Annotated in this window: 15 protein-coding genes; 12 read left to right on the top strand and 3 right to left on the bottom strand. The window is 39.4% G+C overall.

What is annotated here, in order from left to right; genetic code table 11:
* Window positions 1–107: 107 nt before the first annotated feature.
* The 6 genes from PSE83_RS09090 (at window position 108) to iolB (ending at window position 7,273) form a co-directional block, all read left to right on the top strand.
* On the top strand, window positions 108–1,514 hold the full coding sequence (locus PSE83_RS09090; RefSeq protein ID WP_004913304.1) for a sugar porter family MFS transporter: 1,407 nt from the start codon (window positions 108–110) through the stop codon (window positions 1,512–1,514).
* Between the two features lie 54 nt (window positions 1,515–1,568).
* Complete coding sequence (locus PSE83_RS09095) at window positions 1,569–1,997, top strand: PTS sugar transporter subunit IIA (protein WP_004262128.1); 429 nt, start codon at window positions 1,569–1,571, stop codon at window positions 1,995–1,997.
* A 314-nt stretch (window positions 1,998–2,311) separates the two neighbouring features.
* A complete protein-coding gene (locus tag PSE83_RS09100) occupies window positions 2,312–3,445 on the top strand; it encodes a Gfo/Idh/MocA family protein (RefSeq protein WP_004262126.1) in 1,134 nt (377 codons plus the stop codon).
* A 25-nt stretch (window positions 3,446–3,470) separates the two neighbouring features.
* Entirely contained in the window at window positions 3,471–5,375 is a 1,905-nt protein-coding gene (locus PSE83_RS09105) for a bifunctional 5-dehydro-2-deoxygluconokinase/5-dehydro-2-deoxyphosphogluconate aldolase (protein WP_272660824.1), read from the top strand.
* A gap of 30 nt (window positions 5,376–5,405) precedes the next feature.
* Window positions 5,406–6,299 carry a myo-inosose-2 dehydratase gene (iolE, locus tag PSE83_RS09110; protein ID WP_004262122.1) on the top strand — a complete coding sequence of 298 codons (894 nt, stop codon included), beginning with the start codon at window positions 5,406–5,408 and terminating at the stop codon, window positions 6,297–6,299.
* A gap of 143 nt (window positions 6,300–6,442) precedes the next feature.
* Window positions 6,443–7,273 carry a 5-deoxy-glucuronate isomerase gene (gene iolB, locus PSE83_RS09115; RefSeq protein ID WP_004262120.1) on the top strand — a complete coding sequence of 277 codons (831 nt, stop codon included), beginning with the start codon at window positions 6,443–6,445 and terminating at the stop codon, window positions 7,271–7,273.
* An 80-nt stretch (window positions 7,274–7,353) separates the two neighbouring features.
* On the opposite strand, the gene PSE83_RS09120 is transcribed toward iolB, so the two are convergent.
* Both PSE83_RS09120 and PSE83_RS09125 read right to left on the bottom strand, forming a co-directional pair.
* Window positions 7,354–7,995: an NAD(P)-dependent oxidoreductase gene (locus PSE83_RS09120; RefSeq protein WP_004262119.1), complete on the bottom strand. Its 642-nt coding sequence runs from the start codon at window positions 7,993–7,995 to the stop codon at window positions 7,354–7,356.
* Window positions 7,996–8,134: 139 nt separating this feature from the next.
* On the bottom strand, window positions 8,135–9,103 hold the full coding sequence (locus tag PSE83_RS09125) for an FUSC family protein (RefSeq protein WP_172766905.1): 969 nt from the start codon (window positions 9,101–9,103) through the stop codon (window positions 8,135–8,137).
* A gap of 210 nt (window positions 9,104–9,313) precedes the next feature.
* On the opposite strand from PSE83_RS09125, the gene PSE83_RS09130 reads away from it, so the two are divergent.
* The gene (locus tag PSE83_RS09130) at window positions 9,314–9,934 is read left to right on the top strand and encodes a malonate decarboxylase holo-ACP synthase (RefSeq protein ID WP_004262117.1); all 621 of its coding nucleotides are present in this window, start codon (window positions 9,314–9,316) and stop codon (window positions 9,932–9,934) included.
* Window positions 9,935–10,077: 143 nt separating this feature from the next.
* On the opposite strand, the gene PSE83_RS09135 is transcribed toward PSE83_RS09130, so the two are convergent.
* Window positions 10,078–10,707, bottom strand: a complete 630-nt coding sequence (locus tag PSE83_RS09135) for a glutathione S-transferase family protein (protein ID WP_004262116.1) — start codon at window positions 10,705–10,707, stop codon at window positions 10,078–10,080.
* Between the two features lie 377 nt (window positions 10,708–11,084).
* On the opposite strand from PSE83_RS09135, the gene PSE83_RS09140 reads away from it, so the two are divergent.
* From PSE83_RS09140 to tehB, 5 genes are all read left to right on the top strand, one after another.
* The gene (locus PSE83_RS09140) at window positions 11,085–11,642 is read left to right on the top strand and encodes a cytochrome b (protein WP_036958474.1); all 558 of its coding nucleotides are present in this window, start codon (window positions 11,085–11,087) and stop codon (window positions 11,640–11,642) included.
* A 13-nt stretch (window positions 11,643–11,655) separates the two neighbouring features.
* Window positions 11,656–12,234, top strand: coding sequence for a YceI family protein (locus tag PSE83_RS09145; RefSeq protein WP_004262112.1), 579 nt, complete (start codon window positions 11,656–11,658; stop codon window positions 12,232–12,234).
* A 318-nt stretch (window positions 12,235–12,552) separates the two neighbouring features.
* Window positions 12,553–13,326 (top strand): hypothetical protein, encoded by a 774-nt coding sequence (locus PSE83_RS09150; protein WP_036958473.1) that lies wholly within the window; start codon window positions 12,553–12,555, stop codon window positions 13,324–13,326.
* A gap of 174 nt (window positions 13,327–13,500) precedes the next feature.
* Window positions 13,501–14,580, top strand: coding sequence for a linear amide C-N hydrolase (locus PSE83_RS09155; RefSeq protein ID WP_004262105.1), 1,080 nt, complete (start codon window positions 13,501–13,503; stop codon window positions 14,578–14,580).
* Between the two features lie 121 nt (window positions 14,581–14,701).
* Window positions 14,702–15,589 (top strand): SAM-dependent methyltransferase TehB, encoded by an 888-nt coding sequence (gene tehB, locus PSE83_RS09160; RefSeq protein ID WP_004262097.1) that lies wholly within the window; start codon window positions 14,702–14,704, stop codon window positions 15,587–15,589.
* Window positions 15,590–15,641 lie beyond the last annotated feature (52 nt).

A 15,641-nucleotide genomic window follows, 5' to 3' on the forward strand; every position in this document is an offset into this window, starting at 1 on the left:
GCCAGAAACTTATTTCATTATTTAATATTTAACATTAAACATTTATTTAAATATTGAAAAATTGTTTTTTTGGTAAGACATAATGATTCAAATAATAAGGTAATAATATGTCATTAATCATGAATCTCAATCAACAACAGAGAAAAAGGTTGCACCAAATAACCTTGGTTGCAACCTTTGGTGGATTACTATTTGGTTATGATACTGGTGTCATTAACGGTGCATTTTCATCACTGAAAGAAAACATGGGCTTAACGCCAACCACAGAAGGGCTGGTAATGAGTGTCCTATTAGTGGGCGCAGCACTAGGCAGTGTTTGTGGTGGACGTGTAGCAGACTTTGTCGGGCGCCGTACTTATTTGCTTTACCTCTCATTTCTGTTTTTATTTGGGGCATTTTTATCTGCGGCAGCCCCAAATATTGAAGTTCTTCTTATTGCTCGGTTTATATTGGGCTTTGCGGTGGGCGGGGCTTCAGTGACGGCACCGACATTTATTTCTGAAGTGGCTCCGACTGAAATGCGGGGGAAACTCACTGGGTTAAATGAAGTTGCTATTGTTATCGGGCAGCTAGCAGCATTTGCTATTAATGCGATTATCGGTTCAATTTGGGGCCATCTTCCTGATGTTTGGCGTTATATGCTGTTAGTACAAGCCGTGCCCGCGTTGTGTTTGCTATTTGGTATGTGGAAAGCGCCTGAAAGCCCACGTTGGTTAATGAGTAAAAACCGTCGTGAAGAAGCCTTGAAAATACTGAAGCAAATTCGTCCTGAAAAACGTGCAATTCAAGAATATGAAGATATCGTGACGTTATTAGATGTTGAAGCTGCGGAAGCTAAACGTCATCCGAATGCCAATAAACAAAATTTAGCGTTAATTTTTAATACACCTTGGATTTTTAAATTGGTTTTAATTGGGATGGTGTGGGCGGCATTACAGCAAACAACTGGGGTTAACGTTATTATGTATTATGGCACAGAAATTCTCAAAACAGCGGGTTTTTCTGAGCAAACATCTTTAGTTTTCAACGTATTAAATGGTGTTTTTTCTGTTGGTGGTATGGTGATAGGGGTGTTATTCCTTGTTGATCGATTTAAACGTAAGACACTGATTGTTGGTGGTTTTGCGCTAATGGCATCGTTACACTTATTAATTGCAGCTACAGACTACTTTTTAACCGGGGATGTTAAAGCAACATTGATTTGGTTACTTGGCGCGGTGTTTGTTGGGGTTATGCAAGGAACGATGGGCTTTTTAACGTGGGTAGTACTTGCTGAGCTATTCCCACTTAAAATTCGCGGGTTATCCATGGGGATCTCGGTCTTCTTTATGTGGATTATGAATGCGATTGTGAGTTATTTATTCCCTGTATTACAAGCAGAACTTGGTTTAGGTCCGGTATTCTTAATTTTTGCGGTAATAAACTACTTAGCTATCGTTTTTGTCGTGAAGTTATTGCCAGAAACATCAAACAAATCATTAGAGCAATTAGAAGAAGAGCTCTCATCAATGTAATTATTACTTATTGGTGGTGTGAATATACCTAATTAACTTAATCGAGGGTTGGATATGATAGAACAACTAACCACAAGTAATTTGCATTTAGGTTGTCAGGCAAGAAATAAAGCTGAAGTACTCAAAATGGTTGGTACGGAATTTAAAAATAAAGGTTATGTTGATAGGGATTGTGTACATTTCTTAACGGAAAGGGAGCAACAGATATCAACATTCTTGGGGAATGGCATCACGTTGCCACATCTACCTAAGTCCGCTAATGATATTATCTTGCATACCGGTGTTGAAATTTTTCAATTTCCTGACGGTGTTATTTGGGACAGAACCAATGTGATGTTTATTGCCATAGGCGTGATTGCAAAATCAAGGGAACATATTGATGTACTTAGGGAAATTGCGTTGATTTTTAGTGACGAATTTATTGCCAATGCACTGTCTCTGACCTCAAGTAAAGAAGAGTTTTTAAGTATTCTTCATCGTTAATTTTTAGTTCTGAAGAGAGTATGGGATCTTGCCAGATCCCATACTCAATAAATTTCATTTTTAGTTATTCTATTTCATTTTATTCCATCTCATCACGACTCTATTATTTTTCCTTTCTTTAAATTTAATATTTATTTTCTTATAAATTAATTAATTACACTAAAAATTAACGTTAGATCACATAATGAAATTAATGTTTCTAATAATATTGAAAATGAAACGAATGTTCCGTATAACATCATTATTGAAATAAAATCTGGAACGAATATTGGGCCAGCTATTGCACTACAAGAAATGAGCGAGAGGTAGAACAGATGAAAGAGATCCGTATCGGGATGATAGGTACTGGCTATATAGGACGAGCTCATGCCATTGCTTATGCACAAGCACCAACCGTTTTTCCATTGCAGGGGAAATTGGTTCGCGAAATGATTGCAGAAATTACCCCTGAGCTAGCACAAACCCGAGCTCAGGAAATGGGTTTTAATCGTGCAACGGATGACTGGCGCAAATTAGTTGCAGATCCAAATATTGATGTAGTGGATATTTGCTCGCCTAATTTCCTGCACAAAGAAATGGCAATGGAGGCAATTAAGCATGGTAAACATGTTTATTGTGAAAAACCATTAGCACTCAATTCTGAAGATGCCAAAGAAATGGTCGAAGCGGCTAAACAAGCCGGCGTCTTAACGTTAGTGGGTTTTAACTATATGAAAAACCCAACTTCGCAGCTAGCCAAAGAAATCATTGCAAATGGCGAAATCGGGGAGGTTATCCATTTTTATGGCACTCATAATGAAGATTATATGGCTGACCCTAGCGCCCCAATTCACTGGCATTGCTTTAAAGAAAAGGCAGGGTTAGGTGCTTTGGGGGACTTGTCTGCACACATTATCAATATGGCGCAATTCCTAGTAGGGGATATTGAAACCGTCTGTGGTGATATGGAAATTGTGATTAAACAGCGCCCTGAAAAAACGGGATCAACCGTTATGGTTACGGTTGAAAATGAAGACCAAGCGCATGCCATGGTACGTTTTGCTGGTGGCGCAATGGGCGTCATTGAAACTTCACGAATCGCAGCTGGCCGTAAAATGGGGCTAACCTATGTGGTGACCGGCACCAAAGGAACGTTGTCTTTCACTCAAGAAAGAATGGCAGAGCTAAAGCTCTATCGCCATGATGAACCTAGCAACCGCCAAGGTTTTAAAACAATTTTTGTTGGGCCAGAACACCCGGATTATGCACCATTTTGTAATGCTGCAGGTCATGGTATTGGCTTCAATGACCAAAAAACAGTTGAAGTGCGCGATTTAATTGATGGCGTTGCAACAGGGCAGCCAATGTGGCCTGATTTTGAAGAAGGCTGGAAAGTATCACGAATATTAGACGCGATAGCACGTTCATATGACGAACAACGTTGGGTTAACGTTAAAGAAATCAATTAATTCTGTTGTAGTTAAGGGGTAATTAATGGATAAGCAGAAGAAGTTAGATGTTATCTGTATGGGCCGTATTGCCGTTGACCTGTACGGACAACAGATAGGTTCTCGTTTAGAAGATGTGAGCTCGTTTGCCAAATATTTAGGCGGCTCTTCAGGAAACGTTGCATTCGGCACTGCAATACAAGGATTGAAATCATCAATGCTTGCCCGTGTGGGGGATGAACACATGGGGCGCTTTTTACGTGAGGAGTTACAGCGTGTAGGCTGTGATACTAGCCATCTTATTACAGACAAAGACAGATTAACGGCATTAGTTATCTTAGGGATTAAAGATCAGGATACTTTCCCATTAATTTTCTATCGTGATAACTGCGCAGATATGGCGATTACGCCAGACGATTTCTCTGAAGAATATATTGCATCTGCACGCTGCTTGGCAATTACAGGAACGCATTTATCTAACCTGAAAACTCGCGCGGCAGTACTAAAAGCGTTGGAATATGCTAAACGTAATAATGTCAAAACAGCCATTGATATTGATTATCGCCCGGTCTTATGGGGACTGACCTCTTTGGGTGATGGTGAAACGCGTTTTATTGCTTCCGATAGTGTCACGCAACAACTGCAAGACGTATTATCGATGTTCGATTTGATTGTCGGTACAGAAGAAGAATTTCATATTGCAGGCGGGACGACGGATACCGTACAAGCACTTAAGAACATTCGCCAATTAACGGATGCGGAACTGGTGTGTAAACGCGGCTCTCTTGGCTGCTCGGTATTTAGTGGTGAGATCCCAGAAACGTTGGACGAAGGGATCACCGTTCATGGTGTGAGAGTTGAAGTTCTCAACGTATTAGGTGCCGGTGATGCATTTATGTCTGGCCTACTTCGCGGTTATCTAAACGGCGATGGTTGGGAAAAAGCCTGCGCTTATGCGAATGCTTGTGGGGCTTTAGTGGTTTCGCGCCATGGCTGTGCGCCTGCAATGCCAACAAAAATCGAGTTGGATAATTACCTTGAGCGTGCAGCAGCAGTTCCACGCCCAGATCTCGACCCGATGCTTAACCATTTGCACCGTGTGACTTCACGTAGCACACAATGGAATGAACTTTGTGTTATGGCATTTGACCACCGCATTCAATTTGTTGATATGGCACGCCTCGCAGGGGTTGATATTTCTTGCATTCCAACCCTGAAAAAATTGATTTACCGCGCTAGTAGTGAAGTAGCCGAAGAGGCAAATCTGCAGGGGAAAGCAGGGTTACTCTGTGATAGTACATTTGGCCAAGACGTATTGAATGATGTAACCGGCCGTGGTTGGTGGATAGGCCGCCCAATTGAGCTACCTGCGTCAAGACCATTATGCTTAGAGCATGGGAATATTGGCTCTCAGCTGATTAGCTGGCCAAAAGAGCATATTGTCAAATGTTTGGTATTTTTTCACCCAGAAGACAACCATCCACTGCGCTTAGAGCAAGAAAAAACGGTTCAAGAAGTGTATAGCGCTTGCTGCCAATCAGGGCATGAATTGTTGCTCGAGGTGATATTGCCCGCAGATATGGAACGCAACGATGAGCTGTATTTACGCGCAATCAAACGCTTCTATAACTTAGGTATAAATCCAGATTGGTGGAAATTACCACCACTACAAGCGCAAAACTGGGATGCAGTTGATCAATTAATTCAAGAACGTGACCCTTATTGCCGCGGTGTCGTGCTCTTAGGACTTGACGCACCACAAGCTGAGCTACAAGCAGGCTTCAACGCAGCCGCTGGGAAATCAATCGTCAAAGGATTTGCTGTTGGCCGCACTTTATTTGGTAAGCCTTCGTTGGAGTGGATGAAAGGTGAAATCAATGACGATGAGCTGGTGCAGAAAATCAAAAACAATTACTTAAACCTGATAGCCTTATGGCGTCAGCGTAAATAATATTACTTTTACCTACACAGGAGCTTCATCATGGCAATCCAACTTGGTATCAACCCGTTGACATGGACGAATGATGATTTACCCACTTTAGGGGCAGAAACGTCTCTAGAAACATGTTTAACTGAAGGTCGTCAAGCGGGTTTCGCTGGTTTTGAGCTAGGTAATAAATTTCCACGTAAAGCGGAAATCTTAGGGCCGATCTTAAAGCAGCATGACTTACAATTGGTTTCAGGCTGGTATTCGGGAGAATTATTATCTCGCAGTGTGGAAGAAGAAATTGAAGCGGTACAAGAGCACTTAGCATTGCTACGTGATTTAGGCGCTAAAGTGATGGTTTTCGCGGAAGTGACTCACTGTATTCATGGCGATCAAAACAAACCTGTTCATATGCGCCCATTGTTCCCAGCTGACCAATGGGAAGAATACGGTAAAAAATTGACCGAATTCGCAAAATATACTTTATCTCAAGGGGTTAAGATTGCCTATCATCATCATATGGGGACAGTGATCGAGTCCGCAGAAGATGTGGATAATTTAATGAAACATACAGGGGATGAGGTCGGTTTATTACTGGATACAGGGCATTTAACCTTTGCCGGTGCAGACCCAGTTGAAGTGGCAAAACGCTGGGCAAAACGTATCAATCATGTGCATTGCAAAGATGTCCGTGCAGATGTTCTAAAAGATGTTAAAAACCGTAAAACCAGTTTCTTAAATGCAGTATTAGCAGGGGTGTTCACGGTACCCGGTGATGGTTGCGTTAACTATCCAGAAGTGTTTAAAGTATTGAAAAATAGCCAATATGAAAATGGCTGGTTAGTAGTCGAAGCAGAGCAAGATCCTGCGATCGCACATCCATTGACTTATGCCACATTGGGTTACAACAATTTGTCTAAATTTGCTAAGGATGCGGGCTTAATCTAAATCGTCGTCGTCATATTTCAGTCTGTGGCGTTGTTAGCTTTGTTTGCTGACTCTAGCCACAAACTGAACTGTTTAATTGGTGAAACGGTTAGTAACTGAAAAGAATTACATATCTAGAACCTAAAAAGTGTCAGAGGAAAGTTATGTCAAAATTATTGTCGAAATACCATGCTCCAGATGCACATAAGCGAACTCAGCATATCACTCCGAAAATCGCTAACTGGGGATATGTTCACTTTGATGTTTATGAATTAAAACAAGGCGAGTCTATCTCCTTGCCTGCCTCTGAAAATGAAATGTGCTTAGTGCTGGTGGCGGGTAAAGCGACAATTAAAACACCGAATCAAGCGTTTGAAAATATTGGCGATCGTATGGATCCTTTCGAGCGTAAAAAGCCGTATGCGGTGTATGTTACAGCGCAAGAGTTTGCTGAGGTCATGGCAGATACCGACCTTGAATTGGCAGTTTGCAGGGCAAAAGGAAAAGGAACTTACCCAACTCGTTTAATTGGCCCTGATGATATTGGTGCGGAACAACGTGGCCATGGTTATAACAAACGCTATGTGCATAATATTTTGCCGGATGATAAAGCCGCTGATAGCTTATTAGTCGTGGAGGTCTTTACAGATGAAGGCTGTACTAGCTCTTATCCAAGCCATAAACATGATACCGATAATGAACCCAATGAAACTTATCTAGAAGAAACCTATTATCATCGTTTAAATCCTTCCCAAGGTTTCTGTATGCAGCGCGTTTACACGGATGATCGTGAGTTAGATGAATGTATGGCGGTGTATAACAAAGATGTTGTTATGGTACCAAAAGGGTATCACCCAATGGCGACAGTGGCTGGTTATGATAACTATTACCTTAATGTGATGGCAGGACCAACCCGTAAGTGGTTATTTACATGGGAAAAAGACCATAACTGGGTGAATAGTGAAATCTATGCAGCGAAACATAGTGAAAAGTAAGTTAAAGCAGAAATATGTGAATTAAGTTCTGTTATCTATCTTTGCCGGTAAATATTTACCGGCTTTTTTTTCGATTAAACTTAATATGCTGCAGTAAATTGTTGGCGAATGAACTGCCTATTATTTACCTCATCAAGTACAGCTACCGCAAAATCTTCAACTGATATTTTCGCAGGAACGTTGCCATTCATCAGCAATTGTTCGCCTCCAAGACGGAAGGTTTCTGTTCTTTCTCCTTCCTCGAGTATTGCGGCTGGGGAAATGTAGGTCCAATCCAATGAATCAATGGATTGTAATTGGTTCTTAAATTCCCTCATTGCTTGAGCGCCTGGTTTTATTTCGGCAGGAAAATCGGGGGAATCAATTAAATCAATACCTGAAGCAATTTTTAGGCTTCCTGCACCACCGACCACAATAAATCGTTTTACCATCGATTTTTGTACTGCTTGTAAAATGGCCTGGTTTCCTGCCACGGTATCTTGATACAAATTCGGATTTTGCCAGCCACCATTAAACGCGCTGATGATGACATCCTGTCCTTTAAGCCGAGAGGTTAACCATGGGATATCTGTAATATCACCAGCGGCGGTGATTAAAAGAGCGTGCTGAAATAATTGATTACTATGACGAGAAATAGCCGTCACTTGGTGGTGCCGAAGCAACGCTTCAGCGACTAATGCTCTGCCGACAAAACCCGTTGCGCCAATAATCGATATTTTCATCTTCAGTTCCTCTTTGCTTGAGTGCCTCACTCAAGAATAATGATACTGATAGGGCTAGGCTTTAGGACTAAGACTTGTTTTCCCAATGTGTTCTTTTTGAGTATAGAACAAACGTTCTTATTGGGGAATATGCTTAATTTTATTTCGTTTCTCTAAATAACTTTAAAATAATACTCGTCATAATGGCGATGGTTCCTCCTAAGGCGGTTTCAAGAACGCGGTCAAACAATAATTCATAGGTTGGGTGACGCCAATATATAACGAGCTCAAGAATGGACAAAATTAAGCTTGTCACGACAAACGTCATAAACGTATATCCGTGATGAAAGCTCATCGGCATTAAAAAGGCGAACACCACGACTGCAATTAAACCGATATACGGCATAAAGGGTAAATTGAATAAAAAATACAATAATAAGACAGAAATAAGACTGCCTAAGACCCTCTGCAAAGTAATTTTAACGATACTTTGTGATTTTGGATGCAATACAAAAACGAAGGTCAGTAATGTCCAATAAAAGTGCCCTAGATCTATACTGCGAGGAATAGCGAGCGCGAGTAATAGCCCCAAAGCATAAATCATTGAGCGTGGGATAATATTTTTTCTCAACGTAAACAAATTTTGTTCAACTAAAGCGCTCGTTATTACACTATGGCGTGTCATTTTATGGCTAAGGACATAATACGTAATTAACGTTACTCCACTACCAATAATAAACCCTAACGCTAAGCTTTTGGATATATCAGGTAAAATGGTACCAATTGTCGACATGATAATCATAAATTTCATGGTTAAATCCATAGCAGGATCTGTGCCATACAATTGGTAGTAAATGAACGAAAAAATGGCGAGATAAATATAATATGCGGTACCAAGGCGTAACGTATCACCGATAAAAATAGCGACTAAAATCATCAATAAACAACAAGCGGTATAGGCATAATTCTTATATTCTTTTGCTGCATTGAATAAATTAAAGGAATACAGCGTTGAGAATGTTGCCCACATCGCAGCTTGTGCATCTAAGATCGCAAAAGCGGTTGCGGCGCTAAAAAACATACAACTGGTAAAAATAATTCCATCGTGGATAGCAGGAAACGTTCTCATAATCCGATGCTCACAAATAGAGGCTTAACCTATTAATTAATAACGTAATTAAATAATATACGGTATAAAATTTCAAGGTGAGAACTCAGTATTTATGACAAGTTACCATTAAATGGCATGTGTTGAATTGTTGGTTGCGATATTCTGTTTTTATGTGACAAAAAAGGCATAATAGGGGAGAGCAGTTGTAGCAATCATAAAGGTAATAAAATGCAAATAATCAATCCTCATGATTTTGTTTGGGTCGGCAGCAATAATGATGTCGCGATAGAATCGCTTCCTGAATGGGTCGGCTCACAGTGGAACAGTAAGTTACCGTTGACGGTATACCGAAATAAAGCGGATGAGAATAAACTGACTGTTGCAATTAGAGGAATTAAGCCACACCAACGCGTTACAACACAAATTGAAAAATCTGCAATTACGCACATTATGAATGTGGAATCCTTGGTGGCGAATTCGGTGGAACTACAACGTTCAATGTTTATCGCTTTACCACCAGTGCAGGTTTTATGGATCATTTCACAGACTAAATGGCCTTGGCAATGGGGAGTAACAGGGAGTTGTGCTTACACTTTAGCGACAGATATCCAAAGTATGTTGTCAGACTGCGACCTTGATGTGGTCATTCGCTGTCCACATCGTCAAGAAAAAGAAGATTTTGCTGAGTTTGCAATTAAGGCGAATACTCCTTATTGCCCAATTGATATTCATATCGAAACCCCTAAAGGTGGGTTTTCATTAGCTGAGTGGTTTAAAAATGAACAGGTTACATTACACACACCACTTGGCGATATTATGACCGCAGACCCGTGGAATGAAAAATTATAGCCCGCTGTTTGTCTGTTAAACAACCTAATGTAGCTTGAATGACCGACAAATTGGTTAAATATTAATTTTGATGTTCGAGCAGGTGATTTTTTACTAATCAAATAAAAGCTGGAGGCATATAATGCCTCCCGATTAGCCTATTTTTAGTGTTCAATATAGGGTTCTTGTAAACCTGCTTCATGCCATTCTTTCATTGCGGGTAAAACTAAAATTCGGTCAACCCATTGTTTGGCAGCTGGGTTTACAGGTAAGTGATAACTGCGAATTCGAAAGGCAACTGGTGCAAAAAAAGCATCTACAGCCGTAAATTCACTACCTGCAAGCCAAGGACCACCAAATTGGTTTAACCCATCCTGCCATAATTTCTGCAATCGATTTAAGTCGGTTTGTAATTCAATTGAAATATTGTTAAGTGGCGAATTATGAGTACCGTCCATTGGACATTGCTGGCGTAATGCACTAAAACCCGAGTGCATTTCTGCGCTTGCACTACGAGCCCATGCTCTGGCTTTTCGCTCTTTTGGCCAGACTTGAGGGTAGTCTTCTGCAACATATTCACAGATGGCTAAAGAATCCCATATTGTTTGGTTTTCATCGATTAAACAAGGGACTAAGCCTGTAGGTGAAAAACGACTGAATTTTTCATGGCTGCTTTTGCCGTTTTCAAATAAACACAAATTTTCTTCAAACGGGATCTGTAATACCTTTAGTAAAACCCAGGGACGTAGTGACCATGAAGAGTAGTTTTTATTTGCTATCCAAAGTTTATACATAGTATTTAACCTATCAATCAGTTTGCAATGTTAAAAGAAAGAATACCAATGTATGGGGAAAAAGGCAGACCTACAAATGTTATTTTATGAATAACAGCTTATATCTATTAGGAATAAGCTAGATTTAATTGAAATTAATAAATGAACTAAGTATTTAGTTACGACCATTTACAAAACTGGAAGAATCTTTATTCAACTTTTATAATTAAAACTAGACAAAATCAAATAGTAATCTATTTTTCATTATGTTGATCGTATTTGAATGTCTTCAACAAAATATTTGTTTAACTTTGGGATAGGAATAAAATTAATTTCACCTTATGATTATTACGGCTTAGTTAATAAAATATTACCTTCTTCTCTAAATGGTTTTTATCATGCAATGGAAAAATAATGCAAGTCGTTATGGGCATATCTCTTTGCTCATACATTGGCTAGTCGCAATTGTCGTATATGGAATGTTCGCTTTAGGTTTATGGATGGTGACACTAGGCTATTATGATAGTTGGTATCATCAAGCTCCTGAGATACATAAAAGTATAGGAATATTATTATTTATTGTTATGGCATTTCGTGTGATTTGGCGATTTATTTCACCGCCACCGAAGCCATTAGCAAGCTACAGTAAATTAACGAAAGCTAGCTCTATTATTGTTCAAATTCTGATTTATATTATTTTGTTCAGTATTTTGATCAGTGGTTATTTAATCTCAACCGCTGATGGACAGCCTATCAGTGTATTTGATTGGTTTGAGGTTCCTGCACTATTTACTGGTGCTGCAACACAAGCAGATACAGCAGGTGAAGTTCATTTATATTTAGCTTGGGCAGTGGTTCTATTATCAGTGTTGCATGCTTTTGCAGCTTTTAAACATCACTTTTTTGATCGTGATATTACATTAAAAAGAATGTTGGGTTTTACCCCCGATAAGTAACGTGGAGATAATTATGTTGAAGAAAACGGTTCTTGGTCTGGCTACTGGCGCACTTTTTTTAACGGCAGGTTCAGCATTAGCAGAAACTTACCAATTTGATAAGCAAGGCCAACACGCGTTTATTGAATTTCGTATTCAGCATTTAGGTTATAGCTGGGTATATGGTAGTTTTAAAGACTTTGATGGGTCTTTCACTTATGATGCAAAAGACCCATCAAAAGATAAAGTCGAAGTAACTATTAAGACAGGCAGCATTGACACTAACCACGCAGAGCGTGATAAACATTTACGCAGTGGTGATTTCTTAAATGCAGCAAAATTCCCTGAAGCAAAATTCGTTTCAACAGAAGTGAAGAAAGACGGTGAAACATACAAAATCACAGGTGATTTCACTTTAAATGGTGTTACTAAGCCGATTACATTAGATGCTAAATTAATGGGCGAAGGTAAAGATCCTTGGGGTGGATACCGTGCAGGTTTTGAAGCTGAAGGTAATATTAAGCTGAAAGAATTTAACATCAAATCTGATTTGGGCCCTAAATCTCAAGAAGCACAACTGTTGATTTCAGTTGAAGGTGTTCAAGTTAAATAAGATTTTTATCATAATAAACCTTCAAGCTTTCAAGTCTTGAAGGTTTTTTTATATCCAGCGTTTTCTAAATTGTTTATTTATGGCAAATTCTCCCGTCTTAGCCTCGCATTTTCCCTTATTCCTATAGCTTGACGACTTTGATACAAGCTAAAATAAACATTATCACTTTTTATAGGTCAATTCGTGGCATTAATAGTCTAGCTCCGTGATGACTATTGTTTTTAGATGCCATGACATTATATGCGATGGATTCTACAGTATATAAGTAGCTTGAAAGTGTTTGTGGGAACCGTTTTACCAAGAAAAGGCAGGGTAACTTTGAATACAAATAACTCACGTAAAACCGCATTAATTGTTAGCATTATTTTTATTGCATTCGCATTCGGTTTTTATTGGTTAAGTAAAGATAATAATGTGTTATCTACAGAAAATAATAGTGCAATTCATTCAGAGGCACTTGCCCAAGTTGAAAAAGAACTGCCGATTATCGCGACGGTGAAGAAAATAAGCCCTGAAACCTATCAAAGTTTTGAGCATCTAATCACGCAATACGACCCAGCTAATGAAGATTTACGTCGTCAACTGTTTGATCAGGTTGTTGGCAATGTCATGAAGCTGGTGCTAGAACGTATGGAATATGCTTCTGATGATTCCGTAATTAATTTTACTAGCAGAGTGAATGATTACCTGAAAATCTTATTAGAAGAAGACCCAACAGGAAAAACGTGTTTTTATTCATTGTTTCCGCACTTAAGAGAAACAGCGGAAATTATTCCACCACAAAAAAGCCAAGCTGTTTTGTTGAAACAAATCCAAGCGACCAATGAGCTCTTAATTTCAAGTGAAGCTGGTGTAAAACAGGCGTTGATGTCCCCAAAAGAGTATTCTGAGGAATTAACACAGCTTGCTAGTGGGCTTTCTGCAAAGTATGGTGAAGATACCGCAATCCTTGGAAATTTAGAAGCAGGGAAGAAATCACCTGCATTAGCGTGCCGTATTTCTATTAGTTTCTATAATGAAATATTATCTATGCCTGATAATCAGAAAAAAGCTGCATTACTACGTTCTTTATTTTCATCAGTAAATAATTAATTCTTTCCAGCAAAATGGCACTGGTTAATATGGGTGCCATTTTGTGTCATTACTTATTATATTTCATTGTGTTAATCGCACTTTTTTTAATACATTATTCTTTGAGCATAAATAGTTCGTATTTATGTAGTATGCTTATTATGTAAATTTATTTTTAACTATTTTGGAGATGGCATGCAATTTATTAAGAAAAGTATCGTAGCACTTGCCGCAACTGCTGCGATATCAATGCCGATTACAGTTAGCCAAGCTTGTACTCGAGTTGTTTATTTAGGTGAAAATGAACAAATAATGACCGGAAGAACAATGGATTGGAAATACGATATTGGTACCAATCTATGGATCTTTCCTCGAGGGATGGAGCGTGATGGCATTGCAGGGCCTAACTCTTTAAAATGGAAATCAAAATACGGCAGCGTGATAGCCTCGGGTTATGATATTTCAACAACGGATGGAGTGAACGAGGAAGGTCTGGTTGCCAATTTACTGTGGCTCGCGGAATCAAAATATCCTCAAATAGATAATAAGCAACCTGCGTTGTCGATATCTTTATGGGCGCAATATGTTCTAGATAACTATGCGACAGTGGAAGAAGCCGTTGCTGAGCTAGAAAAGAATCCACTCGTAGTCGCAACAGATAATGTGCCAGGACAAGATAGGTTAGCGACTTTACATTTATCATTATCAGATGCGAGTGGTGATAGCGCGATTATTGAATATATCGATGGTAAGCAGGTAATTCATCACAGTCGCAAGTATCAAGTTATGACTAACTCGCCGACTTATGAGAAGCAATTAGCAATGCAGGAATATTGGCAAGGAATTGGCGGCACTGTAATGTTACCGGGGACTAACCGCTCCGCTGATAGATTTGCTCGCGCGCAGTTTTATATTAATGCAATTCCTCAGAAAACAACGCCTAATAAAGCGGTCGCCAGTGTTTTCAGTGTCGTACGTAATGTGTCTGTCCCTTACGGATTGACGTCTGAAAATTCGCCTGAAATATCGTCAACACGTTGGCGGACATTAGTTGACCATAAACGCCAGCTCTACTTTTTCGAGTCAGCATTAACTCCAAATATTTTTTGGACTGATTTGGCAAAAATTGACTTTTCAGCGGAAACTGGAAAAGTGAAAAAGCTGGACCTCGGTGAAGAGCAGAGCCATATCTATTCAGGGGATGCGACCAACAGTTATGTAGTTACAAAACCTTTTGAATTCTTAGGGTTAAGTGCGGAACAGTTAGGTTATTAACTGAGCCCATGAAGCATTTCAGCCCTCTTGGTCTATAGGGGGTTGATATGAATCAAGCCCGCGATAATTAATTTATGAATGTTTTGCAGATAGCAAACGAACGGTATAAGATGTATTTAAAATGCAACTTATTGGTGATGATATGAATGATCTCGTGTGTTACAAAACTATGCCAGTTTGGAATAAAGCTTCTTTGCCGTTAATGTTCCAAGAGCGCCATAATACAAAAGAGGATACATACGCACAGTTGAAAGTGCTAAAAGGCTCTTTAGATTTTATCATTTTTAATGAAGACGGCAGCGAGCAACACTTTACCTTTGATATTCATAACCAGCCGCCTATTATTGAACCTCAAGTTTGGCATCGTATTTCTGCTTGTAGTGATGACATGGAATGCCAACTGGCATTTTTATGCAAACCAGAACTGAAATTTTATAAAGAGCATGGGTTAACGACTCCACATTCAGAAGTGCGCTATTTGTGTGAGAATCACCTGAGTAAGCCATGTAAAACATTAGATTTAGGTTCGGGAAGAGGGCGTAATAGTTTTTATCTTGCCTTGCAGGGGTATGACGTGACCTCGGTAGATATCAACCCTCAGCATATCCAAGCAATTGACTTCGTTAAAAAACAAGCTGGGGTAGAGAATATTCATACGGCTGTTTATGATATTAATAGTCACCAAATACAAGAGAACTACGAACTTATTATTTCCACTGTCGTGCTAATGTTCTTGCAGCGAGAAAAAATCGCCAATGTTATTACTAATATGCAAGAACATACCCTGCCAGGGGGAGTTAACGTTATTGTGTGTGCCGTTGAAACGCCAGATGCACCGCTGGATTTAGTGCCATTTAAATGCTTCTTAAAACCAGGGGAGCTAGAAGGGTATTATAAAGATTGGGATATTTTAAAATATAACGAAAACCCTGGTCATTTACACCGCACTGATTCACAAGGTAATCGTATTAAATTAAATTTTGCAACACTCATTGCAAGGAAGAAGTAAGTAAGAAATTAGCATAGGTTATCTTAATAAAAGAGTTGCCGCTGTCGGCAAC

The sequence above is a fragment of the Providencia sp. PROV150 genome (assembly GCF_028481025.1).
Lineage (GTDB): Bacteria > Pseudomonadota > Gammaproteobacteria > Enterobacterales > Enterobacteriaceae > Providencia > Providencia hangzhouensis.